We start from the raw sequence: 26,631 nt of genomic DNA on the forward strand, positions 1-26,631 counted from the left end.
CATGACCGGCAAGATCACACCCGTCCTGATGTCCGGCGGCGCCGGCACGCGGCTGTGGCCGCTGTCGCGCAGGGCCGCGCCCAAGCAGTTCCACCGGCTGGGCGGAGATCACACCCTGATCCAGGCCACGGCGCTCCGGGTGGCCGGCGACCTGTTCGGCCCGCCGATGGTGGTGTGCGCCGCGCCGCACGCCGGGCTGGTGCGGGACCAGCTGGCCGCGGTGGGGATCGCGCCCCGGGCGATCATCACCGAGCCCGCGCCGCGCAACACCGGCCCCGCCTCCGTCGCCGCGGCGGCCTACGCCGCGGCGACCGATCCGGAGGGGCTGCTGCTGCTGGTCCACGCCGACAACCTGGTGGCCGACGTGGCCGCCCTGCACGCGGCGGTCGCGGCGGGGGCGGAAGCGGCGCGGGCCGGGTCGATCGTCATCTTCGGGATCAGGCCCACCGAGCCGCACACCGGCTACGGCTACATCAAGGCGGCGGCGGGGACGGCGCGAGTGCGGCGGGTGGAGGCCTTCGTCGAGAAGCCCGACGCGGCCACGGCGGCGCGCTACGTCGCCGACCCCGCCTACACCTGGAACGCCGGCATGTTCATGTTCAAGCCGTCCGCCTTCCTGGAGGAGGCCGACGCCCTGGCGCCGGCGCTGGCCGCGGCCGCCAGGGCCGCCGTGGCCGGGGCGCAGCGGACGGGGGACCTGGTGGCGCTGTCGGCGGCATTCACGGGCGCGCCGGCCGAGCCCATCGACACCGCCATCCTGGAGAAGACCGGGCGGGCGGGGGTGGTGGCCGCCGACATCGGCTGGAGCGACGTGGGCGCCTGGGACGCCCTGTGGACCCTCTCGCCCAAGAGCGCTTCGGGCGACGTGGTCGAGGGGCCGGGGATCACGGCCGGAACCGCCGGCTGCCTGGTGCGCAGCGACGGGCCGACGGTGGTGCTGTCGGGGGTGCAGGACCTGGCGGTGGTGGTGGAGAACGGGGTGGTGCTGGTGGTCCCGCGCGCCGACGCGGCGGCGGTGCGGGCGGCGGTCGAGGCGGTGCGGGCGGCGGGACGGGAGGAGCTGCTGTAGCCTTTCCTCCCCCGTCCCGCAGAGGACGGGGGAGGAAAGGCTACAGCCGATCCTCCGGCGCGGGCGTCGGCGGGGCTTCGCGGGGGGTGACCAGGCGGGCGAGGCGGGGCCTCAGCCAGGATTCGAAGTCGTCGACGAATTCATAGACCACGGGGACGAGCACCAGCGAGAGGATCGTGGAGGTGATCAGGCCGCCGATCACCGCCACGGCCATCGGCTGGCGGAACTCGGCGCCCTTCTCCAGGGCGAGAGCGGTGGGCAGCATGCCGGCGGCCATGGCCATCGAGGTCATGACGATGGGCCGGGCGCGCTCGCGGCAGGCCTCGATCAGCGCCTCGCGCTGGGGGACGCCCTCGCGCTCGCGCTCGATGGCGTATTCGACCAACAGGATGGAGTTCTTGGCCGCCAGGCCCAGCAGCATCAGGAAGCCGATGAGCGAGGGGACGCTGAGCGACAGGTTGAAGGCCAACAGGCCCAGGAAGGCGCCGCCCACCGCCAGCGGCAGGGCCGAGAGGATCACCACCGGCTTGAAGAACGAGCGGAACAGCAGGACCAGCACGCCGTAGATCATCGAGACGCCGGCGAACACCGCCAGGCCCATGGCGGCGAACAGCTCCTGCTGGGCTTCGAGCTGGCCGGTCTCGGCCGTCGTCACGCCGCGCGGCAGACGCTGCATCACCGGCAGGGCTTTGATCTTCTTGTAGGCGTCGCCCATCTCAACGCCGTTCAGCTCGGCCTCGATCGTCTGCTTGCGCTTGCGGTTCAGCCGGTCGATGCGCGCCGGCCCCGCCTGGAAGTCGACGTCGGCGACGGCGCCCAGGGTGGTCACGCCGCCGGTGGCGGTCGGCAGACGCAGCGCGCGGATGCGGTCGATGTCGGCGCGGGCGCTGGCCGGCAGGCGGATGCGGATCGGAATGCGCCGCTCGCGGTCGGTGAGCTTGGCGACGTTGGCGTCGATGTCGCCGACGGTGGCGACCCGCGCCGCCTGGGCGACAGCCTCCGCCGAGACGCCCAGGCGGGCCGCCTCCGCCATCCGTGGGCGGATCACCAGCTCCGGCGCGGTGGGGGGCACGGAGGGCCTGGGATCGGCGATCTCCGGCAGGCCGCGCATCTCCTTCTCGAGCTCCAGCGACGTGCGGCTCAGCGCCGCCGGGTCGTCGCCGGCCAGGTTCACCTCGATGCCGGATGCGCCCTGGGCGTTGAGGAAGCCCACCCGGGCGTCGGGGATCCGGCGGAGCTGTTCGCGGAGGGCCGCGCGGATCTCGTCGCCGGAGCGCTTGCGGTGCGGGTCCAGGAGCACGGTGGCCGTGCCGTTGCGCAGGTCGGCGGCGCCGGTGGAGCCGAAGCCGCCGCCGCCCGCCGTGGAGCCGATCTGCACGAAGGCGCCGGCTGCTTCCGGGAAGGCGGCGAAGATACGGCTGACGCGCTGGGCGATCTCCTCCATGTCCGAGGCGGTGGCGCCGGGCGGTCCCTGGATCTTGACGTAGATGAAGTCCGGGTCCTCCGCGGGCTGGAAGCCCTGGGGCAGCAGGGGCGTCAGCGTCAGCGAGGCGAAGAACAGCACGCCGCCGCCGACGGCCGCCAGGATCCGGTGGTCCAGCGACCACTCCAGGGCCTTGCGGTAGAACCCCCCGAACGGCTTGCGCGGATGCGGGGCGGACGAGGGCCGCAGGAGGTAGGCGGCGAGCAGCGGGGTGAGCAGCCGGGCGGTGAGCAGGGAGAAGACCACCGCCACCGAGACGGTGAGGCCGAACTCGCGGAAGAACTGGCCGGCGATCCCCGTCATGAAGGAGACCGGGGTGAACACCACCACGATGGCGCAGGTGGTGGCCACCACCGCCAGGCCGATGGCGTCGGCGCCCTCCATCGCCGCCCGGTAGGGCCGGGCGCCGGCGGCGACGCGCTTTTCGATGTTCTCGATCTCGACGATGGCGTCGTCCACCAGGATGCCCACCACCAGGGTCAGCGCCAGCAGGGTGACCATGTTCAGCGAGAAGCCGAGCAGCGCCATCACCAGGAAGGTGGGGACCAGCGACACCGGCATGGCCACCGCCGCGATCAGGGTGGAGCGCCACTCCCGCAGGAATACGAACACCACCAGGGCGGCCAGGAACATGCCCTCGAACAGCACGTGGGTGGTGGCCCGGACGTCGTCGCGGGTGGTGGTGACCGAGGAGTAGATGCGGGTGAAGGCGACGTCCTTGTGCGCCTTCTGCAGGTCGCCGAGGGCCTTGACCACCTCGTCCTCGACGGCGACGTCGCTGGCCTCCTTGGTCTTGACCACCTGGAAGCCCAGCACCGGTCGGCCGTCCAGCCGCGCGAAGCCGCGGACCTCGCCCGCCCCGTCGCCCACGTCGGCGATGTCGGAGAGCTTGACGAAGCGCCCGCCGCCCGTGGGGATGTTGAGCTCGCGCAGGGCGGCGACGGTGTTGACCGAGCCCAGCACCCGCACGGTCTGCTCGCGGCCGCCCACCTGCACCCGGCCGCCGGGCGCGTCGACGTCGAAGGCGCGCAGGGCGTCGTTGACCTGCGGGGCGGTGAGGCCGCGGGCGGCCATCCGCTCCGGGTCGATGAGGACGTTGATCTCCCGGTCGACGCCGCCCACCCGGCTGACCTGGCCCACGCCCTTCCGGGCCTGCAGCGCCCGGGCGACGGTGTCGTCCACGAACCAGGAGAGCGCCTCGTCCGACATGCCGGGCGAGGCGACGGCGTAGGTGAGGATCGGCTGACCCTCGATCTCGATCTGGTTGATGGTGGGGGCGTCGATCTCACGCGGCAGCTGGGCGCGCACCTGGTCGATGCGCGAGCGGACCTCGTCGGTCTTCTTCTGGATGTCCTCGCCGAGCTCGATTTCCAGCGTGGTGGTGGAGACCCCCTGGGTGACCGTCGAGTAGATGTTCTTGATGTTGGAGATGCCGGCCATCGCATCCTCCACCGGCCGGGTGACCTGGGTCTCCATCTCGGCGGGGGAGGCGCCGCTCTGGGTCACGGTGACCGCGACGATGGGGAACTCCAGGTTCGGGTACTGCTTCACCGCCAGCGTGCCGTAGGCGACGATCCCGGCCAGCACGAGGGCCAGGAACAGCACCGCCACCGCCACCGGGTTGCGGATCGCCCAGGCCGAGATGCGCAGGCCGCCGCGGTCCTCGCTCATTTCGCGGCGCCTGCAGGCCCGGGCGGCGCGGCGGCTCCGCCTTCCATCGGCCGGATCAGGTCGCCGTCCAGCAGGAAGGCCGCCGCCGCCGCGACGATGCGCGTCCCGGCCGGCGGACCCCTGACGAGCTGCACGTAGCCGCCGGCCCGCTGGCCGGCCTGGACCAGCACGCGCCTGACCCGGTTGTCCGCGCCCACGCTCATCAACGCGGCGCCGTCGGAATCATAGCGGATCGCGGCTTCCGGAACCGCCAGGACCACGGCGCCGGCGTCGGTGAACACCGCCCGGCCGAAACCGCCGGCGCGGATGTCGGGCCGCACCGGCAGACGCACGCGCACCGCGCCGAGCTTGGTCTGCGGGTCCACCTGCGGGCTCATCAGGCGCACGACGCCATCGGCGAAGGCGCCGCTGGGCAGGGTGACGCGGGCATGCTGGCCCGGGCGCACCTTGGCCAGGTCGGTCTCGGAGAGCTGGGCCGAAAGCTCGATCTCGCCGTCGCGGGCCAGCCGGAACCAGGGCTGGGCGCCGATGGCGGAGAGGTCGCCGGGCCGCACGGCGCGCTGCAGGACCAGGCCCGACACCGGGGCGGTGACCGCCAGCTTGCCGGCGCGGGTGCGCACGTCGCGGGCGGCGGCGGCCTGGGCGTCGGCGGTGGCGCGGGCGGCCCTGGCCTGGAAGCGGCGCTGCTCGATCTGCTCCTGCGACAGCACGCCCTGGCCGTCGAGGCCGGCCACGCGGGCGGCCTCCTTCTCGGCCTGCTCGGCCTGCACGGCGGCCTGGGCGGCCAGCGCGGTCTGCTGGGCGAGCTGGGCGGTGATCAGGGCGGGGTCGAGCTGGGCCAGCGGCTGGCCGGCGCGGACGTAGGCGCCCTCCTCCACCAACACCCGGGCCACGCGGTAGCCGGTGACTTCCGGCTGCACCGCCGCCTCCTCGCGCGCCACCAGGTCGCCGGAGGCGGTGAGCGCGCCGGAGAGCGCCCGCGGCGCGACGCGCACCACGCGCACAGCGTGCGCCTGCTGGGCCTCCGTCTGCCGCGCGGGCGGCTTGCGGCAGGCGCCGAGCGCAGCGGCGGCGGCGATCAGGGTCACCGTCAGGATCGTGCGGCGTCGGGTCATGGGTGCGTGCGTCTCAACCGGCCTGAAGCTTGGCGGAAAGGGTCTGCGCCGGCCAGCCGCCGCCCAGCGCCTTGTAGGTCTGCACCGCGCGCCGCAATCCCTGGACCTGGGCGGCGGTGAGCGCCGAGCGCGTGGCGCGCCAGGACCGCTCGGCCGCCAGCGCGCCCTCCAGGTCGTCGAGGCCCAGGTTGTAGCGGGTGCGGGCGGCTTCGTAAGCCCGCCGGGCGCGGACCTCGCCGTCCTGCAGCAGGGCGACGCCGCGGCGGTCGGCGTCGAGGCGCGCCAGGGCGCTCTCGGCCTCGCCGAAGGCGGTCTGCACGGTCTTCTCATAGGCGATCGCCGCCTGGCGGGTGCGGGCGTTTTGCGCCTTCAGGTCGAAGAGCAGCTGCGGGATCGAGAGGATCGGCTGGCTGACGTTTCCCCCCAGGGTCCAGGTCTGGGTGGTGGCGGAATAGCCCGGCTGGCTCAGCTTCGACCAGCCGAGGCCCGGCGTCAGGGTGAAGGTCGGGAAGAAGGCCAGCAGCGCCACGTCGGAACGGCCGGCGGCCGAGGCCAGCCGGGCGCGGGCCTCGCGCACGTCGGGACGCCGCGCCAGCAGCTCGCTGGGGGTGGTGGCGGGGACGGGCGGGATCGCGCCGACGCCGGCGGTGATCGGCACGCTGGCGATGGGCTCGGCCCCCCGGCCCAGCAGCACCAACAGGGTGCGCCGCGCGGCCTGCAGCTCGGCCTGCAGCGTCGCGGCCTGGCTGGCGGCCTGGGCGAGGTCGCCGGCCACCCGGTCGGCGTCGGCCCGGGCGCCCAGGCCGCGCCCGGCCTTCTCGAGGGCCACGGTTTCGAGTTCGTTCTGTATACGGACGGTCTCGTCGGCGTCGGCGAGCTGGATGGCCAGGCCGCGGGCCTGGAAGTAGGCGTCGGCCACATTGGCGGCCAGGCTGGCGCGGGTTCCCTCGTACTCGAAGCGTGCGGCGGCCTGGTCGCCGCGGGCGGCCCGGCGGACGGCGAAGAACCGGCCGACGAGGTCGAGCTCCCAGCTCACGTCGAAGTTGGCGGCGTAGCGGTCGGAGGCTCCGCTGGTGGAGAAGCCGGGGATGTTCACCACCGTACCGGAGAGCTGCTGGCTGTGGGTCTCCTGGGCCGAGGCGGTGGCGTCGCCCTGCGGCAGGAAGTGGGTGAGCGCGCCGTGGGCGGTGGCGCGGGCCTCGTCCAGACGGGCCGCGGCGGTGCGCGCGTCCGGGCTGGCGGCCAGCGCCTGCTCCACCAGGGCGGCGAGCTGGGCGTCGTCGAAGGCCGTCCACCAGCGGTCGAGCGCCTCCACGGCCAGGCCGCCGCGGGCGGGCGCCTCGTAGGCGGCCGGCAGCCTGACCTGCGGCGGGCGCGACGAGGCGCAGGCCGCCAGGGCCAGGCAGGCCAGCAAGGCTGCGGGTCGGAGGGACGGCATGGAGGTCAAACGGCTTCGCTTCGGCCCGACAGGCGGGGTCCTTACCACGGACGGGGCGGGGCGGGGGCCGGTTGTTGCGGAAAGTCCACAGGCGCTAGGCCTGCGGGCCGGGCGCGACTAGGGTCGCGGCAAATCTCAACCGCATCAGGGCGCAGACATGAAAATGCGTATCCTTGCGACCGCCTTCGTCGCCGTGGCCGGCGTCGCGGCCGCGGCGCCGGCCACGGCCTTCGACCCCGTCCGGCTGTCGGCCCACATCAAGGTGCTGGCGTCCGACGACTTCCAGGGCCGCGCGCCGGCCACGCCGGGCGAGACCAGGACCGTCGCCTACCTCACCGGCCAGTTCAGGGCCGTGGGCCTGCAGCCGGGCGGAGACCCGCAGGCCGGGGGGCGGCGCGCCTGGACCCAGGACGTGCCGTTGGCCCGCTTCGAGATCGAGGGGCCGGTCGCCGTCTCGACCACCGCCGGCGGCAGGACGCAGGCCTGGCGCCAGGGTGAGGAGGTGGCGCTCAGGGCGTCGGCCGCCGGGAGCGGCCGCGTGGCGATCAAGGCCGCGCCGGTGGTCTTCGTGGGCTATGGGGTGAAGGCGCCCGAGCGCAACTGGGACGACTTCAAGGGCGTCGACCTGAAGGGCAAGATCGCCCTGGTGCTGGTCAACGACCCGGACTTCGAGACCGGGCCCGGCACAGGGAATGGCGGCGACTTCGGCGGCAAGGCCATGACCTACTACGGCCGCTGGACCTACAAGTACGAGGAGGCCGCCCGGCAGGGGGCGCTGGGCGTCCTGGTGATCCACGAGACGGCGCCGGCGTCCTACGGCTGGGCGACGGTGAAGAACTCCAACACCACCGCCGTCTTCGACATCATCCGCGAGGACCCCGCCAAGGCGCACGCCCCGCTGGAGGGCTGGATCCAGCGCGACGCGGCCGCGGGGCTGATGCAGGCCGCGGGCCTGGATTTCGAGACGCTGAAGACGCAGGCGCAGGCGCGCGACTTCCGCCCGGCGACGCTGGCGGGGGTGACGTTCTCGGCCGACTACCGGGTGGCGGCAAGCCGGATCGTCTCGAAGAACGTGGTCGGCGTGCTGCCGGGGGCGACGCGGCCGGACGAACGGGTCGTCTACACCGCCCACTGGGACCACCTGGGCGTGGGCCTGCCGGACGCCAGGGGCGACAGGATCTTCAACGGAGCGGTGGACAACGCCGACGGGGTGGCCTCGCTGATCGAACTGGCGCGGGCCTTCGGCAAGGCGCCGCGCACCGACCGCTCGGTGATGTTCCTGGCGGTGACGGCGGAGGAGCGCGGCCTGCTGGGCTCGCAATACTACGCCGCCCATCCGCTCTATCCGCTGGCGACGACGGTGGCGGACCTGAACATGGACGCGCTGGCCGTCGGCGGCCCGGCCCGGGACTTCGGGACCTCCGGCGAAGGGGGCGTGACGCTGCAGGACGACCTGATCGCGGTGGGGCGGGCGCACGGGCGCGCCTTCACCCCAGATCCGCATCCGGAGGCCGGCCACTTCTTCCGCTCCGACCACTTCCCGTTCGCCAAGGCGGGCGTGCCGGCGATCTCGTTCGATTCCGGCGAGGACCTGTTGCAGGGCGGCAAGGCGGCGGGCGAGGCGGCGCGGGCGGACTATGTCGCCGAGCGCTACCATCAGCCGGCCGACGAGTGGCGGGCCGACTGGGACTTGACCGGGATCGCCGCCGACCTGACCCTGCTCTACGACCTGGGCCGCCGGCTGGCGTCGTCGGACGAATGGCCCGAGTGGAAGGCCGGCTCGGAGTTCAAGGCCGAGCGCGACAGGACGGCGAGCGCGAGGAAGTAGCCATGGGGGCGGGGACGATCAGGGCCGGCGTCGGAGGCTGGGTCTTCGAGCCCTGGCGCGGGGCGTTCTATCCCCAGGGGCTGAAGCAGGCCGGGGAGCTGGCCTACGCCAGCCGCCACGTGACCACGATCGAGATCAACTCCACCTACTATTCCACCCAGTCGCCGGCCAGCTTCGCCAAGTGGGCGGCGGCCACGCCGGAGGGGTTCAAGTTCGCGGTCAAGGCCTCGCGGTTCTGCACCAACCGCAAGGCGCTGGGGGAGGCCGGCGAGTCGGTGGGCAAGTTCCTGGGCCAGGGCCTGAGCGAGCTGGGCGAGCGGCTGGGGCCGATCCTGTGGCAGTTCATGGCCACCAAGAAATTCGACGCGGGCGAGTTCGACGCCTTCCTGGCGCTGCTGCCGGCCCGGCAGGACGGCGTGGCCCTGCGCCACGTGCTGGAGGTGCGCCACGCCAGCTTCGCGAACCCGGCCTTCGTGGCGCTCTGCCGCAAGCACGGAGCGGCGATCTGCGTCTCGGAGCACGAGACCTATCCGCTGATCGCCGACGTCACCGCCGACATCGTCTACGCCCGGCTGATGAAGGGCTCGGACGAGATCGAGACCGGCTATCCGCCCGGGGACCTCGACCGCTGGGCGTCGCGGTTGGCGGCCTATGCGCGAGGCGGCGTCCCCGCCGACCTGGGATGCGTGGACGCCACGCCGCCGCCGAAGGTTCCGCGCGACGTCTACGCCTACGTCATCCACGAGGGAAAGGTGCGCGCGCCGGCGGCGGCCATGGCGCTGATCGCGCGGTTCGGCGGGGTGGACGCCGACCGCCCCCAGGCAACCGAGCGGCCGCTCAACCATTAGGGCTGGCGGCGGGGCTCTGAGCCGCCACGACATATGGAGTGAACGATGACCAAGGTGCTCACTACGCTTGGCCTCTGCGCGACCCTGGTCGGCGCGACGGCCATCCCCGACCTGGCGTCGGCCCGCACGCACCACCCGCGCCAATATCACCGCACCTACAAGAGCTGCCGCGGTTCGGCCAACACCGGGACGCTGGTCGGCGCCGTCGGCGGCGGCCTGCTGGGCAACGCCGTCACCCACGGGGGCACGGGCGGCACCCTGATCGGCGCGGGCGCCGGCGCGGTGGCCGGCCACCAGATCGCCAAGTCCAACTGCCGCCGGCGCTGAGCCTCCGCCCCGTGGGAAGGCACTGAAGACGCGGCGGAGGCCAGCGTGGTTAACGCGGCCTTAAGGCCGGCCGGCGAGGGTGCGGCATGCGCCGGCCGCTCGCCTTCCTGCTCCTCGCGCTCCTGGCCGCAGCCCCCGCCGCGGCGCAGGAGAAGCACGGCCGGATGCGGGTGATCCCGCCTTCGCCGCTGAGCGCCCTGCGCGGCGCCGCCGCGCCGGCGACGCCGATCTCCACCCCACCCCAGCCCTTGACGCCGCAGGCCGGCGATCCCGGCCAGTGTCGCATCGCCTGCGCCCGGAGTTACTACTTCTGCCTGGCCGGCGACGACGCCGAGACCTGCGCCCCGTCCTGGGGCCAGTGCCGCGGGGCCTGCACGGCGCCCTCGTTCTCCCCGCCCCTGGCCAGCATGGTCCGCTAGGCCCGCGCAGAACGGTGGCGCCCGGCCGACCGGGCCCGTAGGGTGACGCCCGTCACCTTCCACCCCGAGCTTCCATGTCCCAGGTCGCGTACCTCCCCGCCGGCAAGCGCGAGCAGACCAAGGTCCAGAACCGCCAGGCGATCCTCGACGCCGCCCGGGAGGTGTTCGGCGCCCTGGGCTACGAGGCCGCGACGGTGCGCGACATCATCGGGCGCACCGGCCTCGCGGCGGGGACCTTCTACAACTACTTCCGCTGCAAGGAGGAAGTGTTCGCCGCCCTGGCCGACGACGGCGCCCGGCGGTTCGGGCCGACCTTGCGGGCGCTGCGCGAACAGGCGGCGGACTTCGAGGCCTTCGTCCGCGCGGCCATCGCCGCCTATTTCGAGGTGCTGGCCGACGAGCACCGCAACTGGGCGGCGCGCCGGCCGCCAGGCGAGGTCCGGCCGCATGTGCGCGGCAAAACCCCGGAGATGGCCGCGGTGTTCGCCGAGGTGCGCGACGCCATCGTCGAGGAGATCGCCCGCGGCGGGGCGCCGGGCGCCGATCCCGACTACCTGGCCGCCGCCTGCATCGCGGTGGCGCGGGAGGTGGGCGACAAGATGCTGGCCCGCCGCCCCGTCGACACGCAAGGCGCGGCGGCGTTCGCCGTGGCGATGATCCTGAGCGGGCTGAAGGGCCTGCGGGCGGCCTGACCGGAAATGGCCAGCCCTTCCCTCCAACGGTTCCTGCTGCGCCGGGTCCTGTCGCTGCCCTCGCCGATCCTGCGGCTGATGTCCGGCGGGCGGGCGGTGCATCGGCACGGGCGCACGCTGGACCCGCGCCTGCAGGTGCTGGCCGCCGCGGCGCGGGGCCGGCCCTCGATCAGCACCCTGACGCCGACCGAGGCGCGGGCCGCGGTGGCGCAGGGGATGTCGCCGCTGTTCGGCCGGCCGGAGCCGGGGGTGCGCGTCGAGCCGCTGGCGCTGGAAGGGCCGGCCGGCCCGCTGACCGCCCGCGTTTACCGGCCGGCGGAGCAGGACCCGCGCTTTCCGCCCATGGTCTACGCCCACGCCGGCGGCGGCGTGCTGGGCGATCTCGAGGCCTGCCACATCTTCTGCCAGATCCTGGCCGCGGTCGCAGGCGTCGCGGTGGTGTCCGTGGCCTACCGCCTGGCGCCGGAGGACCGCTTCCCCGCCGGCCTCGAGGACATGGCCGCCGCCTACCGCTGGGTGCGCGACCACGCCGGCGACTTCGGGGCCGCCCCGGGCGACGCGATGATCGGCGGCGACTCGATGGGCGGCAATTTCGCCGCCGTGATCGCCCAGGACCTGAAGCGCGCCGGCGAGCCGCAGCCGGCGCTGCAACTGTTGATCTATCCGTGCACGGACATCGCCAGCGAGACCTCCTCGATGACAGCCTTCGCCGACGCCTTTCCCCTCGACCGGGCCGCGATGGCCTGGTTCACCGGCCATTACCTGGGACCGGAGGACAATCCCGCCGACCCGCGCCTGTCGCCGGGCCGGACAGCCGACCTGGGCGGCCTGGCCCCGGCGGTGATCGCCACGGCCGGCCATGACCCGCTGCTCGACCAGGGCGAGGCCTACGCCCGGGCGCTGCGGGACGCGGGCGTCGCGGTCGCCTACCGGTCCTACGACAGCCTGACCCACGGCTTCACCAGCTACACCGGCGCCGCGCCGGCCGCCGACGCCGCCTGCCGCGAGATCGCGGGCCTGGTGCGGGCCACGCTGCAAGCGGGCTTCGCCTGATGCGGGCCCTGGTGGTGGAGCGCCTGGCCGCCGACTACGCCGGCTGCGCGCTGAAGACCGTCCCGACGCCGGAGCCGGGCCCGGGCGAAGTGCGGCTGAAGGTGCGGGCCGCGGCGGTCAACTTCCCCGACCTGCTGCAGACCCGCGGCGAACACCAGCACAAGCCGGACCTGCCGTTCATCTCCGGCGGCGAGCTCTCGGGCGAGGTGGAGGCGCTGGGCGCAGGGGTCGCCCGCTGGAAGGTGAGCGACGCGGTGGTGGGCGGCGCCCGCATCGGCGGCTTCTGCGAGTATGCGGTGGCCGACGCGGAGCGCCTGCGCGCCAAGCCCGCCGGGCTGACCTTCGGCCAGGCGGCGGGCTACGCGACCGCCTATCTGACGGCCTACGTCTCCCTGGTGCGCCGCGCCGAGTTGCAGGCCGGCGAGTGGCTGCTGGTGCACGGCGCGTCGGGCGGGGTGGGCCTGGCGGCGGTGGACCTGGGCCGGCTGTTCGGCGCCAAGGTGATCGCGGCTTCGGCGTCCGACGCGAAGCTGAAGATCGTGCAGGAGGAGTATGGCCCCGACGCCGCCGTCAACGTCAGCGGCGGGTTCCGCGAGAAGGTCAAGGCGATCACCGGCGGCGGCGCCGACGTGATCTACGACCCCGTGGGCGGCGACGTGTTCGACGAGAGCGTCCGCTGCATCGCCTTCGGCGGCCGGCTGCTGGTGGTGGGCTTCGCTTCGGGGCGGATTCCGACGGTGGCGGCGAACATGCCGCTGATCAAGGGCTTCTCGGTGATCGGGGTGCGGGCCGGCGAGTACGGCCGCCGCAACCCGGAGAAGGGCCGCGAGAACCTGGAGGCGATCTGGAAGCTGGCCGATGAGGGCAAGGTGAAACCCCGCGTGGACCGCGAGCTGCCGCTTTCGCAATGGCGGGACGCCTTCGACAGCCTCGCCGACCGACGGGTGGTGGGCAAGACCATCATCCGGCCCGACATCTGACGGAGGCCCCGCAGGGACGGCCGCGCCGCAGAGGGAGTCCCACCGATGGCGCCCCCGCCCGCCGCCTGTTAGACAGTGCGGCCACAGGCCCTCAGCAGACGGTGATCCCATGTCGAACCTCTATGACGCCGCCCTTCCCGTGTTCCGCCAGACGCTCGGCGCGATGGCCGGGGTGCTGGACAAGGGCGAGGGGTTCGCCCGGGAGAAAGGGGTCGAAGCCGACACCCTGCTGAACGCCCGCCTGGCGCCGGACATGCATCCGCTGGCCTTCCAGCTGGCCCAGGCGGTGAACCATTCCATGGGCGCGGTGCGCAAGCTGAAGGGCGAGGCGGACGTGCCCTTCATCCCTAACTACGCCAGCTACGCCGAGGCCCGGAAATCGGTGGCGGAAGGCGTCGCGTTCCTGGCGGCTGTGACGCCCGCCGACCTGGAGGGGGCGGAGGGCCGCGACGTGCTGTTCAAGTTTCCCGGCGGGGCGCTGCGCTTCACCGGCGAAGGCTATCTGCAGTCGTTCGCGCTGCCGAACTTCTACTTCCACGCCACCATGGCCTATGGGGTGCTGCGCAACCAGGGCGTGCCGCTGGGCAAAGGCGACTTCCTGGGCCCGACGCAGGTGATCGAGCGGATCAAGGGCTGACGGGTCGGACCGCGTCATCCCGGACCGGCGGCGGCCCGGACGGGGTGGCGGGACCGTTACGGCGCGGGGGACGACGCGAAAGTTCCCGGGAGTCGCATCGCGCCGGCGAATCCGACATTGTCGGCGCATCATGCCAAACCAGCCCTTCTTCACGCGCGATGGCGCACGCCTCGTTCCCAACACCCCCGCCCGCGGGCCCTGGACCGCCGGGAGCCTGCACGGGCGGGTGATCATCGGCCTGCTGGGCGCGGAGATCGAGCGCCTGCACGGCGACCCCGCCTACATGCCCGCGCGGCTGACCGTGGACATGTACAAGGCCCCGGACATGTCGCCGCTGGAGATCGTCACCCGGGTGTTGCGCGACGGCCACCGCATCAAGGTGATCGACGCCGAGCTGATCTCCAACGGCCAGAGCGCGGGCCGGGCCTCCTGCCAGTTCCTGCGGCGCACGGCCAACCCGCCGGGCCGGGTGTGGACCACCCCCGACTGGGACGTCCCCAGGCCAGGCGACATCCCCGACCCCGGTCCGATCCCCGGCACCATGCACGGCCTCTGGACGCTGCGGCCCGTCGAGGGGCAGATCGGCGTCTACGGCCAGCGGCGGACCTGGATGAAGGAGGTGCGCGAGTTGGTGGGCGGCGAAGCCCTCACCCCGTTCGGCCGGGTGGCGGTGGGCTGCGACTATGCGAGCCCGCTCGCCAACGCCGGCGACGACGGCCTGGGCTACATCAACTCCGACGTCACGCTCTACCTGCACCGGACGCCGGCGACGGAGTGGGTGGGGTTCGAATCGATCCATCACGCGGCCACCGACGGCGTGGCGATCGGCGGATGCTATCTCTACGACGAGCAGGGCCGTATCGGCTCGGCCACCGTCTGCGCCCTGGCCCAGACGAAGCCGCCGCAGCCGCGGCGCTGAGCGCGTCCTAGGGGGCGGGGCGGTAGGTCACGTAGCCGCGCTCGACCATCCGGCGCATGGCCTCATAGGCCTCGGTGAGCTCCTCGTGGGCGGTGCGCAGCGCCGTGAGCCGCTGGGTCTGGGCGGCGCTGAGCACGACGCCGGCGGTCTCGGTCATGGCCAGCGCCTCGGCGACCCACTGGGCGCGGGCCTGGGCGGCGGTCACGGCCAGGCGCTGGAAGCGCGTGGCGTCGGCGTCGCCCACCACAGGCCCCAGCACTGCGACGTTGGCGGCGTAGGCGGTGTAGTCGATCTGCTCGAGATGGCCGCGCAGCCGGCGCTGGGCCTGCGGATCGGTGTCCGCTTCCGGCTCGAAGTGGTCCAGCGCCATGCGCCGGAAATTGGCGGTACGGGTCATCGTCATCGCGGACTCCCGCCGGGATCGCACTCCCGGGTCGGACGCGATCCTGCACCGATACGCTTAAAGGAACATTAGCCCTGAAGCCCCGGCCGGCCGGGGCGTCAAGATTTGGCCTTGTTAACCATTGATGGGACATCCACGGGTCTTCCCGACGCACCCCGGCGTCGGGTCTCCAGGGCCCGCGACATCGGGAGAAAATTGATGCGGGACAGAAGATCGGCGGCCTGGGTCGCGGGCGCGCTCATCATGGGCGGCCTCAGCCTGGGCGGCTGCGCCACCAAGAAATACGTCAATGAACAGGTGGGCGTCGTGTCCAGCCGGGTGACGGACCACGACGCGAAGATCGCGACGCTGGACCAGACGACGCGCGACGCGCTCACGCGGGCGGAAGCGGCCGGCAAGCTGGCGGAGGGCAAGTTCGTGTTCTCGACGGTGCTGTCCGACGACAGCATGAAGTTCCCGTTCGACAAGGCGACGCTCTCGCCCGAGGCCCAGGCCCGGCTCGACGCCTTCGTCGAGAAGCTGAAGACCGACAACCGCAACGTCTACGTCGAGGTGCAAGGCCACACCGACACGACCGGCTCCAAGGAAGGCAACTACCGCCTGGGCGAGGCGCGGGCCGAAGCGGTGCGCCGCTACCTGAACCAGCACGGCGTGGCGCTGAACCGCATCGGCACCATCTCCTACGGTCCCGACGCGCCGGTGGCGCCCAACAGCGACCGCGCCGGCCGGCAGGCCAACCGCCGCGTGGTGCTGATCGTCCTGGCGTAGAGCGGTCCCGGGTCGGGCGGCGCGCCTGACCCGGACCAGCCGTGGGCTACTGCGCCGCCAGCTTGACGGGCTGACGCGACGGCTCCGCCGCCCGCCGGGTCTCCAGGCTCGGCGGGGTCACGGCGCTGGGCGCTCCGGTCGAGAGCCGCCGCCACCGCCACTCATAGGGCCGCAGCCACACGAAGCCCCCGGCCGTCAACCGGCGCGGCAGGACCGCAAAGCTGCGGATCCAGGGCTGCTCAACCGTCGTCATCTCCACACCACCATCGTCGAAAACCTTCGCGCAGATGATGCCCAAGAGCGCGGCCGTGCGCTGATCACAACTTTGCTGGCGCACACGATGCGGCCCCGTTGTGACGCGAAAGCCGCACCGCAACACGCCTCCCGCAGGGGTTGAGCCAGATTTCGCCCTCCGGACGGTTGGCGTCTCAAGGATCGTCGGTCCCGTTCGTGTGGTTCGTGGACAAGGTTCCTCTTTCAGTCGCCGCAGGGGCGCGGCGGATAGGCGTGCGTCCCGCCCCAGGGGTCCTGCACCGCGCCGTCGGCGTAGTAGACCGGCCCCACCGGGGCCTTGCCGGCCCCACCGGGGATGTCGAGGACATAGGCGGGCTGGCAGAGGCCGGAGGCGCGGCCGCGCAGGGCGCGCATCAGGGCCTGGCCCTCCGCCACGGTGGTCCGCAGGTGGGCGGTCCCGGGCGCGAGGTCGCCGTGGTGCAGGTAGTAGGGCTTGATCCGCGTCTCGACGAACGCCCGCATCAGGGCGTCGAGGACGGCCGCGTCGTCGTTCACCCCGCGCAGCAGCACCGTCTGGCTGACCATCGGCAGGCCGGCGTCGACGATCCGGGCGCAGGCGGCGCGCGCTTGCGGCGTCAGTTCCGCCGGATGGTTGGCGTGCAGGGCCACCCAGACGGCCTGGGTCGGGCTGTTCAGCGCCGCGACCAGCGCCGGGGTGATGGCGGCGGGGTCCACCACCGGCATGCGGGTGTGGAAGCGGACCACCTTCACGTGGCCGATCGCCGACAGCCTGGCCATCAGCGCCCGCAGGCGGCGCGGCGACAGCACCAGCGGATCGCCGCCGGTGACGATCACCTCCCAGATCTGCGGCCGTGCGGCGATGTAGGCCGTCGCCGCGTCCAGCTCGGCGGGCGACAGGGTCCCCAGCCCCTGCGGCCCGACCATCTCGCGGCGGAAGCAGAACCGGCAGTAGACCGCGCAGGTGTGGGTGGGCTTGAGCAGCACCCGGTCGGGATAGCGGTGGACGATTCCCGTCACCGGGCTGTGGGCGGCGTCGCCGACGGGGTCGGCCAGTTCCTCCGGCGCGCTGACGAGCTCGGCCGCGTCGGGCGTGAACTGCCGCGCGACGGCGGGGGTGGTCGCCGCGAGGTCGGCCATGTCCGGGGTGATCGCCACCGCGTAGCGGGCGGCCACCTGCTCCAGGGCCGGCAGCTGCGCCCGGTCCACGAGGCCGGCCTCGGCCAGGGCCCGGGGCGTGCGAAGGATGGGGCGGTTCATGGAGCCGCACTGGCCCTGCCGGGCCAGCTCGTCAAGGCCGGGCGTCAAGGTGCGAGCGGCGTCCACAGCACCTGCTCGATGCGGGCGGCGCCGGTGGCCAGCATCACCAGCCGGTCGAAGCCCAGGGCCGCGCCGGACGCCGGCGGCATCGCGGCCAGCGCCGCCAGGAAGTCCTCGTCGAGGGGATAGCGTTCGCCGTATACCCGGGCCTTCTCGTCCATCTCGGCCTGGAAGCGGCGTCGCTGCTCGGCCGGGTCGGTGAGCTCGCCGAAGGCGTTGGCCAGTTCCACCCCGCAGGCGTAGAGCTCGAAGCGCTCGGCCACCCTGGGATCGTGCGCGGCCGGCCGCGCCAGCGCCGCTTCGGCGACGGGGTATTCGTAGAGCACGGTCGGACGGCCCTGGCCGAGCCGCGGCTCCACCGCCTCGACCATCACCCGGCTGAACAGGTCGGCCCAGGTGTCGTCCGCCGCCACCCGGAAGCCCGCGGCCCGGGCCGCCGTCGCCAGGGCCTCGCGATCGGTCGCGCCGCTCGCGTCGAGGCTGGCCATCAGGTCCACGCGAGCGAAGGCCTCGAAGGCCTCGGCCACGGTGATCCGCTCCGGGGCGGCGAAGGGGTCGGCGGTCTGGCCGCGCCAGGTCAGGGTCTTGGCCCCCACCGTCTCCGCCGCCAGGGCGAGCAGCGCCGAGCCGTCGTCCATCAGCGCCTGGTAGGGCTCTTCCGCCCGGTACCACTCCAGCAGGGTGAACTCCGGGTGGTGCAGCGGCCCGCGCTCGCGGTTGCGCCAGACCCGGGCGAAATCGAAGATCCGCCGCTCGCCGGCCGCCAGCAGCTTCTTGCAGGCGAACTCCGGCGAGGTGTGCAGGTAGAGCGGCCGGCGCGTCCCGTCCGGGGCGACCGCCTCGGTGGCGAAGGCGTGCAGGTGCGCCTCGTTCCCCGGCGAGACCTGCAGGGCGGCGGCCTCCACCTCGGTGAAGCCGCAGGCCTCGAAGCGCGCCCGCACCGCCCGGGCGATCGCGTTGCGGGCCGTCAGGAACGGCCGGCGGTCGCGGTGGACGTGCGGGCTCCACCAGGGGGAGGCGCTAGGCTCGGTCATGGCGTCTCGCCGCAGCCGTGTTGAAGAAACTGGCGATCTCGCCGCCGATCGCTATAGGTGCGCGCGAACTCAACCACGACTCGCGGGGCGCGCCCCGCGCACGAATTCGAGGATGCCGCATTGAAGGTCGCCGCCAGCTCGCTCCGGAAAGGCTCCGTCGTCGATATGGACGGCAAGCTCTACGTGGTCCTGAACGCCGAGAACATCCACCCGGGCAAGGGTACGCCGGTCACCCAGCTCAACATGCGCCGCATCTCCGACGGGGTGAAGGTTTCCGAGCGCTACCGCACCACCGAGCAGGTGGAGCGGGCCTTCGTCGACGACCGCGACCACACCTTCCTCTACCAGGACGGCGAGGGGTTCCACTTCATGAACCCCGAGAGCTACGACCAGCTCACCGCGACGCCCGAGGTGGTCGGCGACGCCGCCCCCTACCTGCAGGAGGGGATGACCGTCACCCTCTCCACCCACGAGGGCGTGGCGATCGCGCTCACCCTGCCCCGGCTCGCCACCTTCGAGGTCACCGAGACGGAACCCTCGGTGAAGGGCCAGACGGCGTCCTCCTCCTACAAGCCGGCGATCCTCTCCAACGGCCTGCGCACCATGATCCCGCCCTACATCGGCCCGGGCACCCGCATCGTGATCCTCACCGAGGACGGCTCCTACCAGGAACGGGCCAAGGACTGATTCCGGGGTTCTCTCCGGCCTGAGGACTCGCCCGCCGGGATGGCGATGCTATCGTCCCGCGGGACGGGGGCGGTTGGAACAGTTGGGAGCGTCGGCGGACGGCCGGCGGAATCGAGATGCCCGAGTTCGTGATCGAACGGAACATGCCCGGCGTGGGCGCCCTGGGGCCCGGGGAGCTGAAGGGCGCCTCGCAGACCTCCTGCAGCGTGCTGCGGGAGCTGGGGCCCGAGATCCAGTGGGTGCACAGCTACGTCACCGACGACAAGATCTACTGCATCTACCGCGCGCCCAGCGAGGACCTGATCCGCCAGCACGCCGAGCAGGCCGGGTTTCCCGCCAACGCCATCTCGCAGGTCCGGACGGTGATCGATCCCACGACCGCGGAATAATCTTTCCACGGCCTTCACCATCTCGGGACACGAACCCTTTACGGCGATGGCGGTATTGGCTGTGTCGTGCAAAAGCCCGAGCAATACCGGCAGTTCGCCGACACCCTGACCGCCGCCGCCCTGCAGGCGCAGGACGCGGCCCACGACATGCTGCTTTCCGCGGCCGCCGCCTGGCGGTCCCTGGCCGATGCGGCGGACCCGCAGGCCGCGACGCAAGGCGCCGTGATCGACTTCGCCGACGCCAAGCGCCGGATGCAGCTCGAGTCCGCCTGACCTCGCAAGGTCCGAGCCGGCTATTTCAACGGCTCAGCCTCATTTCGAACCGCTCTTCCCCGATCGGGATCACGCCCTACGCCGCGCCGGCGACCGCCTCGGCGAGCGCCTGGGCCAGGGCCGCGCGGCGGTAGGGCTTGCGCAGGACGCGGGCGTTGGCGCGCCTTCCGGCCGAGCGGATGCGCTCGTCGCTGTAGCCGGAGGTGAACAGCACCGGCAGGCCGGGCCTGAGGCGCTGGATCCGGTCGGCCACCTCGAAGCCGTTCATGCCGCCCGGCATGATGATGTCGGTCATCAGCAGCTCGAACGGCTGGCCCTGCTGCGCGACCGCCAGCGCCTCGGGGCCGGCGCCCACGGAGGTGACCTCGCATCCCATCTGGACGAGCTGACGCTGCAGCTGCTCGCGGACCAGGTCGTCGTCCTCGACGAGCAGCACCCGCAGCGCCAGCTCGGCGGCCCTGGGCGCCGCGGGCTTCGCCGCGGCGGCCTCCAGCGCCGCGCGAGGCAGGTGGATGCGCACGCGCGTGCCGACGCCCTCGGTGGACGAGATCGCCAGATGGCCCTCCGACTGGTCCACGAACCCGTGGACCATGCTGAGGCCGAGGCCGGAGCCCCCGCCCGCCTCCTTGGTGGTGAAGAAGGGTTCGACCGCGATCTCCAGCATCTCGGGCGACATGCCGCAACCCTCGTCCGAGACCGACAGCATGACGTAGTCGCCCGGCCGCAGCCCCAGGTGCGCGGCAGCCTCCTCCGAGAAGGCGACCAGCTCGGTCTCGATCGTCAGGGGCCCGCCCCGCGGCATCGCCTCGCGGGCATTGAGGCTGAGGTTGAGCAGGGCGGTCTCCAGTTGCGTCGGGTCGGCCATGCAGGCGCCGGCGGGGCCGTGCCGCACCACGCGCACCTCGACGTCCTCGCCCAGCGCCCGCCGGACCAGGGGCTCCAGGCGCTGGAGGAACGCCTCGAGATCCACGGCGCAGGGTCGCAGCTGCTGCTGGCCCGAGAACGAGAGCAGGCCGTCTACGAGCTCGGCGCCGCGCTCGGCGGCGTGCAGGGCGAGCGCAGCGCGGGCCCGCAGCGGATGGCTGGCCTCCAGGCCGTCGACGATGGCCTCGGAGCCGGAGGTGATCACCATCAGCAGGTTGTTGAAGTCGTGCGCGAGGCCGGCCGTGAGCGGCCCGATCGCCTTCAGGCGCTCGGCCTTCCGCAACGCCTCCAGGGCGGCTTCCGCGTCGTGGATGTCGCTGACCGCGCCCACCCATTCCACAACCTCGCCCTGGTCGTCCCTGATCGGGACGCAGCGCGTCTGGTGCAGGCGGTACGCCCCCGACGCCGTGCGCGCCCGGAACCGCAGATCGCCCGGCAGGCCGGACGCGCTGATGGCGCCCCAGCTTTCGAGGGTCTTCGCGCGGTCCTCGGGATGGACAAGTCCCAGGCCGCTCGATTTGCGGTCGCCGTCCGACCCCGCCCGGTAGCCCGCGCCCGGCGCAGCGCGCCAGACATGGCATGAGCTCGCCTCGGCCAGGGCCCTGTAGGCCGCTTCGCTGCGCCTCAGCTCCTCCTTGGCGGAGACCGTCTCGTGGATGTCGGTGAGCAGTCCCACCCATTGCAGGCGTCCGTCCCCGGCGACCACAGGGGTCGCCCGCACGCTCACCCAGCGGTACGCGGCGCTCCGCAGCGCCCGGTAGCTGATCTCCGACAGGCGGCCCGAGACCCGCGCCAGGTCGAAGGCCTGCGTCACCCGGTCGAGATCCTGGGGATGCACTTGCTCGCGCCAGCCATGGCCCACCCAGGTCTCGAACCCCCCGGCGAGCTCCGGCGGTCCCATCTCCAGCACGCGTCCGTGCTCGTCCGTGCGATAGGCCAGCGCGCCGCTCGCCGCCGCCAAGGCCTCGAAAACCTGGGCGGCCGAGCTCATGCGGCGCTCCGGCTGCGGCGCACGGGGTCCGGATAGAGCTGCGACGGCTCCAGGCGCTGGGCGGCGGGGGTGCGCACCTCGGCCTCCACGGCGGCGCCGCCCAGATGCGTGAAACCGGCCGCCCAGGCGGAGATCAGCAGGCTGCGCGAGGCGAGCGAATAGCCGACGCAGGCGGGCGCGACCTCGGCCGCGGCGGCGGCGAAGCGGCCCAGACGCACGCGCGCCTTGCGGTCGGCCGGGTCCAGATGGCTGCAGTCCAGGGTGACGCCGCCCAGGCCGCAGCGGCGCCAGGACGCCAGGTCGGCGGTTTCCGACGGCGCCCGCGCCAGCACGGCGCGGCCATAGGGGGCGAGAGCCGCCACCACCTCGGTCATGCGGCTCTGCGGAAAGCCCGCGGGCAGGTCGATGATCTCGATGAGGAGCAGGCGGCGGATCGCCGGATCGAGCGACTGCAAGGCATGCAGCAGCCGGTAGCGGGACGCGCTATGGCCCATGGCGCCGATGGACAGGGGCGTATGAAGACCGACGTGCAGCCCCTCCGGCCCGTTGGACAGCAGGTCGGCGGCGTAGGCCAGCGCCTGCATCGCGGCCTCCCCGGCGACGGTCGGGGCGTCGGGCGCCGGCGCGTCCTCGCCGTCGAGGCGGATCGCCGCACGCACGAGGAACGATGTGACCACCCGCGCCCCGATGTTCCAGGTGGGCTCGATGCCGAGGTCGATTTCACAATGCGGCCCCGACATCGACACCAGCCGGACGCGGCGCCGCAGCGCCTCGGTTCCGATCAAGGTCGCCGGCGCCGCGGCCGCCGGGCGGGAGGGCGCGGCCGCCGCAGGCTCGGCGGCGCTGGACAGGGTCGCCGCGTCGACCGCCTCCACCGCCAGCTCCTCGCCGTCCAGGCCGGTGACGAAGAACAGCTTGAGGTCCTCGCGGGCCGCCGCGCCCAGGAAGAAGTTGAGCGTTTCCTTGAGCACGTTCGCGCTGAGCGCCAGGGCCGCGGCCTTGGAGGCCTCGGGCTGGACGGTGAGGAACTCGACGTCGTTCAGCGCGGCGACCATGTCGTGCGGCGAGGCGGCGCGCGCGAATGCGCGCGAAACGAAGTCCTCCACCTGTTCCCGCTTCCGCGGCCAGCGGTCGCCCGACCGCTGGCGGATGGCCAGGACACTGATCACATTGACCGACCCGGCCGCCACGGCCAGCCCCGCCTGTTCAAGCAGGCCGCGCGCGGAATTCGTGGTGACGCGATCCATCGCCGCCTCAGCCGGACCGCGCCCCGCGCGAGCCCTCCATGCGCAGGACCATCCGGGCGCCTTCCTCGGCGAGCGAGGCGATTAGGTCGAGTTCGCGGCGCACGGCGGGGTGCGAGGCGAAGTCCAGGGCGAGTTCGGCCGCGCCGAGGATCTTGCCCAGCAGGTTGTTGACGTCGTGGGGCGTCGCCGGACCTTGCATCAGACCGCCCTGACTACGGCGACGGGCCGCTGGAGCAGCCGGTCCGCCGCGGCGAGCAGGGCGCTCGGCCGGAACGGCTTGGCCATGACCTCGTCGGCGCCGACATGGCGCGCGAGGGTCAGGAAGTCCTTCGGCCCCACCCTGTAGCCGCCGGAGATCGCGATCACCCGGGTGTCCGGGGCGTGGGCCTTGATCGCCAGGATCGTCTCGACCCCCTCGCGGACCGGCATGATGATGTCTGTCACGACGAGATCGACCGGCGAGGCCTTGAGGGCTGCGAGTCCGGCTTCGCCGTCCTCCGCGATCTGGACCTCGTAGCCGCCAGCCAGGAAGACGGTTCCCATCTGACGCAACAAGTCCGCGTCGTCATCGACGAGGAGCACCCTGGGCACGTTGACCTCCACCATCAGGTCGATCGTTGCAGCCTCGGTTGGGCTACAATCACTTGTTGTATTTCAAGCTGCGCCCTATCCGTTAACGTCGGGTTATCGGAATGGTGACGGATGCGGCCGGGGCAGGCTCGTCCCCGCTGCGGCGTTGACAGCGGCCTTGCGATCCCCTATCCACCCGCGCTCGATTTATCGCCCCCGGAGTTCCTGTCGTGAAGCGCACTTTTCAGCCGTCTCGTCTCGTGCGGGCGCGCCGTCATGGCTTCCGCGCCCGGATGGCCACCAAGAACGGCCAGAAGGTCATCCAGCGCCGCCGCTCCAAGGGCCGCAAGCGTCTGTCGGCCTAAGCCCGGGCCGAGTTCCCCAAAAGGCGCCGGCATGACCGACGCCCCTTCGGCCCCCGTGGATCCATTTTCGCCAAGGACCTTGGCGATCGAGCGCATGCGCAAGCGGCCGCAGTTCCTGGCCTGTGCGCAGGCGCCCTCGTGCGCGCGGGGCGCGGTAGTGGTGCAGGCCCGCGAGCGCGCGGACGGTTCCGAGGTCGTCCACGCCGGCTTCACCGCCACCCGCCGCATCGGCGGGGCGGTGACGCGCAACCGCGCCAAGCGGCGCCTGCGCGAGGCCGCCCGCCTGCTGCTGCCGGACCACGCGCGGCCCGGATTCGACTATGTGTTCATCGCCCGTGGCGGGGCGCCCGCCCGCCCCTGGCCGCGCTTGCTTGACGACGTCAAAAGCGCGCTGATAAGGCTCGCGCCCGACAACGACCGTCGGGCGCCGGCGCCCCCTCCTTCCCCCGCGGCCTGAGCGCGTCCCCGATGCAGAACGACAACAACCGCAACACGATCATCTTCATGGTCGCCGCCGCGGTCATCCTGATCGCCTACCAGGTGTTCGTGCTCGATCCCTCCGCCCGGCGCCACCAGGCCGAGCTCGCCACCCAGCACAAGGCCGCCGCCGTGGCGACGGCCAACGCGCCCGCCGCCCCGGCCGCCCCGCGGAACCTGACCCGCGACCAGGCCGCCGCCGCCAGCCCGCGGGCGCCGATCGCCAACGCGGCGCTGTCGGGCTCGCTGTCGCTGCGCGGGGCGCGCATCGACGACCTGTTCCTCACCCAGTACCGCGAGCAGGTCGATCCCAAGTCGCCACCGGTGGAGCTGCTGCGGCCCGAAGGAACCCGCTACGCCTGGTTCGCCGACTTCGGCTGGGCCGGCGCCAACGTCGCGGCCCTGCCCGACGCCGGGACGCTCTGGACGGTGACGCAGGGCTCGACGCTGTCGCCCGGCAAGCCGCTGGTGCTGGCCTACGACAACGGTGCGGGCCTGAAGTTCACCCGCAAGATCGAACTCGACGACCGCTACATGTTCACCGTCTCCGACACGGTGGCCAACACGGGCGCGGCGGCGGTGACGCTGGCCCCCTACGCCTCGGTGCAGCGCCAGGGCGCGCCCGCCGACGTGGGCCGCAACAGCGTCGTCCACGAAGGCGCGGTGGGCTGGCTGGGGAACGACCTGCGGCTGATGAAATATCCCAAGTGGGCCAAGGAGGCGCAGGCCAAGGTCTATCCCTCGACCGGCGGCTGGACCGGCATCACCGACAAGTACTGGCTGGCCGCGCTGATCCCCTCGCAGAGCGAGCCGATCCAGGGCCAGTACCGGGTGACCAAGGCCGACGGCGTCGATATCTTCGAGAGCAACTACACCGGCCAGGCCCGCGTCATTCCGCCGGGCCGCCAGGTCACCGAGACCACCCGCCTGTTCGCCGGCGCCAAGACCGTGCCGGTGCTGCGTGACTACCAGGCGGCGCTGAAGATCTCGAACTTCGACAACGCCGTCGACTGGGGGATGTTCAGGATCATCACCCGGCCGATCTTCACCTTCCTGGAATTCATCTACAAGCACGCCGGCAATTTCGGGATCTCGATCCTGATCCTCACCGTCTGCGTGCGGGTGCTGTTCTTCCCGCTGGCCAACAAGCAGTACGAATCCCTGACCAAGATGAAGAAGCTGCAGCCGCAGCTGGAAGAGCTGAAGGTCAAGTATAAGGGCGACGTGGCTAAACAACAACAGGAGACGATGGAGCTCTACAAGCGGGAGAAGATCAACCCGGTGGCGGGCTGCCTGCCGCTCCTGCTGCAGATCCCGGTGTTCTTCGCGCTCTACAAGGTGCTGACGGTGACCATCGAGATGCGCCACGCGCCGTTCCTGGGCTGGATCCAGGACCTGTCGGCGCGCGACCCGACCACGATCTGGAACCTGTTCGGCCTGATACCCTGGGACCCGGCCCACGCGCCCGTGATCGGCCAGATCCTCGACACCAGCCTGCACCTGGGCGTGCTGCCGCTGGCCTACGGGGTCACCATGTGGCTCTCCACGTCGATGAGCCCGCCGGCCGGCGACCCGATGCAGCAGAAGATCTTCCAGTTCATGCCGCTGATCTTCACCTTCATCATGGCGCCGTTCGCCGTGGGGCTCCTGATCTACTGGACCTGGTCGAACGTGCTGACGATCCTGCAGCAGTACGTGATCATGCGGCGGTTCAAGGTGGACAATCCCATCGACCAGATCATCGCCCGCCTGCGCCGCAAGACGCGCGCCGGCGCCCTGGTCGAGTAGCGGGTGGACGCCCCCTTCGACGACGAGGAGCTGGAGGCCGCCCGTAAGCTGTTCGCCCGCGAGGCCGCCTTCGTCATGGGCGCCGCGGCCATCGACGGCCTGCCGCCGGCCGACCAGCCGGAGGTGGCCTTCGCCGGCCGCTCCAACGTCGGCAAGTCCTCGCTGATCAACGCGCTCCTGGGCCGCAAGGACCTGGCGCGGGCGTCCAACGCGCCCGGGCGCACCCGCGAGGTGAACTTCTTCGCCCTCGACGGCCGCTTCCGCCTGGTGGACCTGCCGGGTTACGGCTTCGCCCGCGCGGCGCGCGGCGAGGTGAAGAAGTTCCAGAACCTGGGGCGGGCCTACCTGCGCGGCCGGGCCAACCTGAAGCGGGCCTACCTGCTGATCGACGCCCGCCACGGCCTGAAGGACGTGGACGAGGAGGCGATGGCCGCCTTCGACACGGCGGCGGTCTCCTACCAGATCGTGCTCACCAAGGCCGACAAGATCTCCGCCCGCGAGGTGGAGGCCGTCACCGCCCGCACCCTGGCCGCCGTCGCCCGCCGGCCCGCCGCGTTCCCGCGCGTGGTGGCCACCTCGGCGGAGAAGGGCGCGGGCCTGGAGCAGCTGCGGGCCGAGGTGGCGCAGGCGTGGGCGGTGTAAAAACACCCCTCGCCCTCCGGAA

29 protein-coding genes are annotated in these 26,631 nt (G+C 72.6%); 18 read left to right on the forward strand and 11 right to left on the reverse strand.

Annotation, left to right across the window (positions count from 1 at the left end):
- Position 1: 1 nt before the first annotated feature.
- The gene (locus VGL30_RS08735; RefSeq protein WP_331538948.1) at positions 2–1,069 is read left to right on the forward strand and encodes a mannose-1-phosphate guanylyltransferase; all 1,068 of its coding nucleotides are present in this window, start codon (positions 2–4) and stop codon (positions 1,067–1,069) included.
- A 40-nt stretch (positions 1,070–1,109) separates the two neighbouring features.
- Here the strand turns inward: VGL30_RS08735 and VGL30_RS08740 are convergent, their stop codons facing one another.
- From VGL30_RS08740 to VGL30_RS08750, 3 genes are read right to left on the reverse strand one after another with little or no spacing between them, the layout of a single operon-like run.
- Positions 1,110–4,223 (reverse strand): efflux RND transporter permease subunit, encoded by a 3,114-nt coding sequence (locus VGL30_RS08740; RefSeq protein WP_331538950.1) that lies wholly within the window; start codon positions 4,221–4,223, stop codon positions 1,110–1,112.
- A complete protein-coding gene (locus tag VGL30_RS08745) occupies positions 4,220–5,338 on the reverse strand; it encodes an efflux RND transporter periplasmic adaptor subunit (RefSeq protein ID WP_331538952.1) in 1,119 nt (372 codons plus the stop codon). The genes VGL30_RS08740 and VGL30_RS08745 overlap by 4 nt, the downstream gene beginning before the upstream one ends.
- A 13-nt stretch (positions 5,339–5,351) precedes the next feature.
- A complete protein-coding gene (locus VGL30_RS08750) occupies positions 5,352–6,776 on the reverse strand; it encodes a TolC family protein (RefSeq protein WP_331538955.1) in 1,425 nt (474 codons plus the stop codon).
- Between the two features lie 157 nt (positions 6,777–6,933).
- On the opposite strand from VGL30_RS08750, the gene VGL30_RS08755 reads away from it, so the two are divergent.
- From VGL30_RS08755 to VGL30_RS08795, 9 genes are all read left to right on the forward strand, one after another.
- Positions 6,934–8,604 (forward strand): M28 family metallopeptidase, encoded by a 1,671-nt coding sequence (locus VGL30_RS08755; RefSeq protein WP_331538958.1) that lies wholly within the window; start codon positions 6,934–6,936, stop codon positions 8,602–8,604.
- Positions 8,605–8,606: 2 nt separating this feature from the next.
- A complete protein-coding gene (locus tag VGL30_RS08760) occupies positions 8,607–9,452 on the forward strand; it encodes a DUF72 domain-containing protein (protein ID WP_331538960.1) in 846 nt (281 codons plus the stop codon).
- Between the two features lie 45 nt (positions 9,453–9,497).
- Positions 9,498–9,779 carry a glycine zipper 2TM domain-containing protein gene (locus VGL30_RS08765; protein WP_331538962.1) on the forward strand — a complete coding sequence of 94 codons (282 nt, stop codon included), beginning with the start codon at positions 9,498–9,500 and terminating at the stop codon, positions 9,777–9,779.
- Positions 9,780–9,865: 86 nt separating this feature from the next.
- Complete coding sequence (locus VGL30_RS08770; RefSeq protein WP_331538964.1) at positions 9,866–10,198, forward strand: hypothetical protein; 333 nt, start codon at positions 9,866–9,868, stop codon at positions 10,196–10,198.
- Positions 10,199–10,272: 74 nt separating this feature from the next.
- Positions 10,273–10,890 carry a TetR/AcrR family transcriptional regulator gene (locus VGL30_RS08775; protein ID WP_331538966.1) on the forward strand — a complete coding sequence of 206 codons (618 nt, stop codon included), beginning with the start codon at positions 10,273–10,275 and terminating at the stop codon, positions 10,888–10,890.
- Positions 10,891–10,896: 6 nt separating this feature from the next.
- Positions 10,897–11,943: an alpha/beta hydrolase gene (locus tag VGL30_RS08780; RefSeq protein WP_331538968.1), complete on the forward strand. Its 1,047-nt coding sequence runs from the start codon at positions 10,897–10,899 to the stop codon at positions 11,941–11,943.
- Positions 11,943–12,923, forward strand: coding sequence for an NADPH:quinone oxidoreductase family protein (locus VGL30_RS08785; protein ID WP_331538970.1), 981 nt, complete (start codon positions 11,943–11,945; stop codon positions 12,921–12,923). The genes VGL30_RS08780 and VGL30_RS08785 overlap by 1 nt, the downstream gene beginning before the upstream one ends.
- 109 nt (positions 12,924–13,032) lie before the next feature.
- Positions 13,033–13,560, forward strand: a complete 528-nt coding sequence (locus tag VGL30_RS08790) for a DUF1993 domain-containing protein (protein ID WP_331538972.1) — start codon at positions 13,033–13,035, stop codon at positions 13,558–13,560.
- Positions 13,561–13,690: 130 nt separating this feature from the next.
- On the forward strand, positions 13,691–14,479 hold the full coding sequence (locus VGL30_RS08795) for an acyl-CoA thioesterase domain-containing protein (RefSeq protein WP_331538974.1): 789 nt from the start codon (positions 13,691–13,693) through the stop codon (positions 14,477–14,479).
- A gap of 7 nt (positions 14,480–14,486) precedes the next feature.
- Here VGL30_RS08795 and VGL30_RS08800 read toward each other — a convergent pair whose 3' ends face one another.
- Positions 14,487–14,882: a hypothetical protein gene (locus VGL30_RS08800; protein ID WP_331538975.1), complete on the reverse strand. Its 396-nt coding sequence runs from the start codon at positions 14,880–14,882 to the stop codon at positions 14,487–14,489.
- A 198-nt stretch (positions 14,883–15,080) separates the two neighbouring features.
- Between VGL30_RS08800 and VGL30_RS08805 the strand changes: the two genes are divergently transcribed.
- Positions 15,081–15,650 carry an OmpA family protein gene (locus tag VGL30_RS08805; protein WP_331538977.1) on the forward strand — a complete coding sequence of 190 codons (570 nt, stop codon included), beginning with the start codon at positions 15,081–15,083 and terminating at the stop codon, positions 15,648–15,650.
- A gap of 46 nt (positions 15,651–15,696) precedes the next feature.
- Here VGL30_RS08805 and VGL30_RS08810 read toward each other — a convergent pair whose 3' ends face one another.
- The 3 genes from VGL30_RS08810 to epmA form a co-directional block, all read right to left on the reverse strand.
- Entirely contained in the window at positions 15,697–15,903 is a 207-nt protein-coding gene (locus VGL30_RS08810) for a hypothetical protein (protein ID WP_331538979.1), read from the reverse strand.
- Between the two features lie 224 nt (positions 15,904–16,127).
- Entirely contained in the window at positions 16,128–17,162 is a 1,035-nt protein-coding gene (locus VGL30_RS08815) for a lysine-2,3-aminomutase-like protein (RefSeq protein WP_331539037.1), read from the reverse strand.
- Positions 17,163–17,206: 44 nt separating this feature from the next.
- Positions 17,207–18,256: an EF-P lysine aminoacylase EpmA gene (epmA, locus tag VGL30_RS08820; RefSeq protein WP_331538981.1), complete on the reverse strand. Its 1,050-nt coding sequence runs from the start codon at positions 18,254–18,256 to the stop codon at positions 17,207–17,209.
- 120 nt (positions 18,257–18,376) lie between these two features.
- Here epmA and efp point away from each other — a divergent pair, with 120 nt between their 5' ends.
- From efp to VGL30_RS08835, 3 genes are all read left to right on the forward strand, one after another.
- Positions 18,377–18,943 (forward strand): elongation factor P, encoded by a 567-nt coding sequence (efp, locus tag VGL30_RS08825; RefSeq protein WP_331538983.1) that lies wholly within the window; start codon positions 18,377–18,379, stop codon positions 18,941–18,943.
- 116 nt (positions 18,944–19,059) lie between these two features.
- Positions 19,060–19,332 (forward strand): DUF4242 domain-containing protein, encoded by a 273-nt coding sequence (locus VGL30_RS08830; RefSeq protein WP_331538985.1) that lies wholly within the window; start codon positions 19,060–19,062, stop codon positions 19,330–19,332.
- Between the two features lie 66 nt (positions 19,333–19,398).
- Positions 19,399–19,605, forward strand: a complete 207-nt coding sequence (locus VGL30_RS08835) for a hypothetical protein (RefSeq protein ID WP_331538987.1) — start codon at positions 19,399–19,401, stop codon at positions 19,603–19,605.
- Between the two features lie 76 nt (positions 19,606–19,681).
- Here the strand turns inward: VGL30_RS08835 and VGL30_RS08840 are convergent, their stop codons facing one another.
- Genes VGL30_RS08840 through VGL30_RS08855 form a run of 4 tightly spaced genes read right to left on the reverse strand, consistent with a single transcriptional unit; the run spans position 19,682 to position 23,373 of the window.
- The gene (locus tag VGL30_RS08840; protein WP_331538989.1) at positions 19,682–21,520 is read right to left on the reverse strand and encodes a hybrid sensor histidine kinase/response regulator; all 1,839 of its coding nucleotides are present in this window, start codon (positions 21,518–21,520) and stop codon (positions 19,682–19,684) included.
- On the reverse strand, positions 21,517–22,767 hold the full coding sequence (locus VGL30_RS08845) for a hypothetical protein (protein WP_331538991.1): 1,251 nt from the start codon (positions 22,765–22,767) through the stop codon (positions 21,517–21,519). The genes VGL30_RS08840 and VGL30_RS08845 overlap by 4 nt, the downstream gene beginning before the upstream one ends.
- A gap of 7 nt (positions 22,768–22,774) precedes the next feature.
- Positions 22,775–22,966, reverse strand: coding sequence for a hypothetical protein (locus tag VGL30_RS08850; protein ID WP_331538993.1), 192 nt, complete (start codon positions 22,964–22,966; stop codon positions 22,775–22,777).
- Entirely contained in the window at positions 22,966–23,373 is a 408-nt protein-coding gene (locus tag VGL30_RS08855; protein ID WP_331538995.1) for a response regulator, read from the reverse strand. Before VGL30_RS08855 ends, VGL30_RS08850 begins: the two co-directional genes overlap by 1 nt.
- Positions 23,374–23,567: 194 nt before the next feature.
- Between VGL30_RS08855 and rpmH the strand changes: the two genes are divergently transcribed.
- From rpmH to yihA, 4 genes are read left to right on the forward strand one after another with little or no spacing between them, the layout of a single operon-like run.
- Positions 23,568–23,702, forward strand: coding sequence for a 50S ribosomal protein L34 (gene rpmH, locus VGL30_RS08860; RefSeq protein ID WP_331538997.1), 135 nt, complete (start codon positions 23,568–23,570; stop codon positions 23,700–23,702).
- 31 nt (positions 23,703–23,733) lie between these two features.
- Positions 23,734–24,159 (forward strand): ribonuclease P protein component, encoded by a 426-nt coding sequence (locus VGL30_RS08865; RefSeq protein ID WP_331538999.1) that lies wholly within the window; start codon positions 23,734–23,736, stop codon positions 24,157–24,159.
- Between the two features lie 11 nt (positions 24,160–24,170).
- Positions 24,171–25,967 (forward strand): membrane protein insertase YidC, encoded by a 1,797-nt coding sequence (gene yidC / locus VGL30_RS08870; protein WP_331539001.1) that lies wholly within the window; start codon positions 24,171–24,173, stop codon positions 25,965–25,967.
- A 3-nt stretch (positions 25,968–25,970) separates the two neighbouring features.
- A complete protein-coding gene (gene yihA / locus VGL30_RS08875; RefSeq protein ID WP_331539003.1) occupies positions 25,971–26,609 on the forward strand; it encodes a ribosome biogenesis GTP-binding protein YihA/YsxC in 639 nt (212 codons plus the stop codon).
- The last annotated feature ends 22 nt before the right edge of the window (positions 26,610–26,631 follow it).

This window comes from Phenylobacterium sp. (assembly GCF_036502675.1).
Classification (GTDB): Bacteria; Pseudomonadota; Alphaproteobacteria; order Caulobacterales; family Caulobacteraceae; genus Phenylobacterium.

Excerpts from the sequence above, each read along its gene's own strand:
- VGL30_RS08735 (WP_331538948.1), top strand. The coding sequence starts at position 2 with ATGACCGGCAAGATCACACCCGTCCTGATGTCCGGCGGCGCCGGCACG.
- VGL30_RS08740 (WP_331538950.1), bottom strand. The coding sequence starts at position 4,223 with ATGAGCGAGGACCGCGGCGGCCTGCGCATCTCGGCCTGGGCGATCCGC.
- VGL30_RS08745 (WP_331538952.1), bottom strand. The coding sequence starts at position 5,338 with ATGACCCGACGCCGCACGATCCTGACGGTGACCCTGATCGCCGCCGCC.
- VGL30_RS08750 (WP_331538955.1), bottom strand. The coding sequence starts at position 6,776 with ATGCCGTCCCTCCGACCCGCAGCCTTGCTGGCCTGCCTGGCCCTGGCG.
- VGL30_RS08755 (WP_331538958.1), top strand. The coding sequence starts at position 6,934 with ATGAAAATGCGTATCCTTGCGACCGCCTTCGTCGCCGTGGCCGGCGTC.
- VGL30_RS08760 (WP_331538960.1), top strand. The coding sequence starts at position 8,607 with ATGGGGGCGGGGACGATCAGGGCCGGCGTCGGAGGCTGGGTCTTCGAG.
- VGL30_RS08765 (WP_331538962.1), top strand. The coding sequence starts at position 9,498 with ATGACCAAGGTGCTCACTACGCTTGGCCTCTGCGCGACCCTGGTCGGC.
- VGL30_RS08770 (WP_331538964.1), top strand. The coding sequence starts at position 9,866 with ATGCGCCGGCCGCTCGCCTTCCTGCTCCTCGCGCTCCTGGCCGCAGCC.
- VGL30_RS08775 (WP_331538966.1), top strand. The coding sequence starts at position 10,273 with ATGTCCCAGGTCGCGTACCTCCCCGCCGGCAAGCGCGAGCAGACCAAG.
- VGL30_RS08780 (WP_331538968.1), top strand. The coding sequence starts at position 10,897 with ATGGCCAGCCCTTCCCTCCAACGGTTCCTGCTGCGCCGGGTCCTGTCG.
- VGL30_RS08785 (WP_331538970.1), top strand. The coding sequence starts at position 11,943 with ATGCGGGCCCTGGTGGTGGAGCGCCTGGCCGCCGACTACGCCGGCTGC.
- VGL30_RS08790 (WP_331538972.1), top strand. The coding sequence starts at position 13,033 with ATGTCGAACCTCTATGACGCCGCCCTTCCCGTGTTCCGCCAGACGCTC.
- VGL30_RS08795 (WP_331538974.1), top strand. The coding sequence starts at position 13,691 with ATGCCAAACCAGCCCTTCTTCACGCGCGATGGCGCACGCCTCGTTCCC.
- VGL30_RS08800 (WP_331538975.1), bottom strand. The coding sequence starts at position 14,882 with ATGACGATGACCCGTACCGCCAATTTCCGGCGCATGGCGCTGGACCAC.
- VGL30_RS08805 (WP_331538977.1), top strand. The coding sequence starts at position 15,081 with ATGCGGGACAGAAGATCGGCGGCCTGGGTCGCGGGCGCGCTCATCATG.
- VGL30_RS08810 (WP_331538979.1), bottom strand. The coding sequence starts at position 15,903 with ATGACGACGGTTGAGCAGCCCTGGATCCGCAGCTTTGCGGTCCTGCCG.
- VGL30_RS08815 (WP_331539037.1), bottom strand. The coding sequence starts at position 17,162 with ATGAACCGCCCCATCCTTCGCACGCCCCGGGCCCTGGCCGAGGCCGGC.
- epmA (WP_331538981.1), bottom strand. The coding sequence starts at position 18,256 with ATGACCGAGCCTAGCGCCTCCCCCTGGTGGAGCCCGCACGTCCACCGC.
- VGL30_RS08830 (WP_331538985.1), top strand. The coding sequence starts at position 19,060 with ATGCCCGAGTTCGTGATCGAACGGAACATGCCCGGCGTGGGCGCCCTG.
- VGL30_RS08840 (WP_331538989.1), bottom strand. The coding sequence starts at position 21,520 with ATGAGCTCGGCCGCCCAGGTTTTCGAGGCCTTGGCGGCGGCGAGCGGC.
- VGL30_RS08845 (WP_331538991.1), bottom strand. The coding sequence starts at position 22,767 with ATGGATCGCGTCACCACGAATTCCGCGCGCGGCCTGCTTGAACAGGCG.
- VGL30_RS08850 (WP_331538993.1), bottom strand. The coding sequence starts at position 22,966 with ATGCAAGGTCCGGCGACGCCCCACGACGTCAACAACCTGCTGGGCAAG.
- VGL30_RS08855 (WP_331538995.1), bottom strand. The coding sequence starts at position 23,373 with ATGGTGGAGGTCAACGTGCCCAGGGTGCTCCTCGTCGATGACGACGCG.
- VGL30_RS08865 (WP_331538999.1), top strand. The coding sequence starts at position 23,734 with ATGACCGACGCCCCTTCGGCCCCCGTGGATCCATTTTCGCCAAGGACC.
- yidC (WP_331539001.1), top strand. The coding sequence starts at position 24,171 with ATGCAGAACGACAACAACCGCAACACGATCATCTTCATGGTCGCCGCC.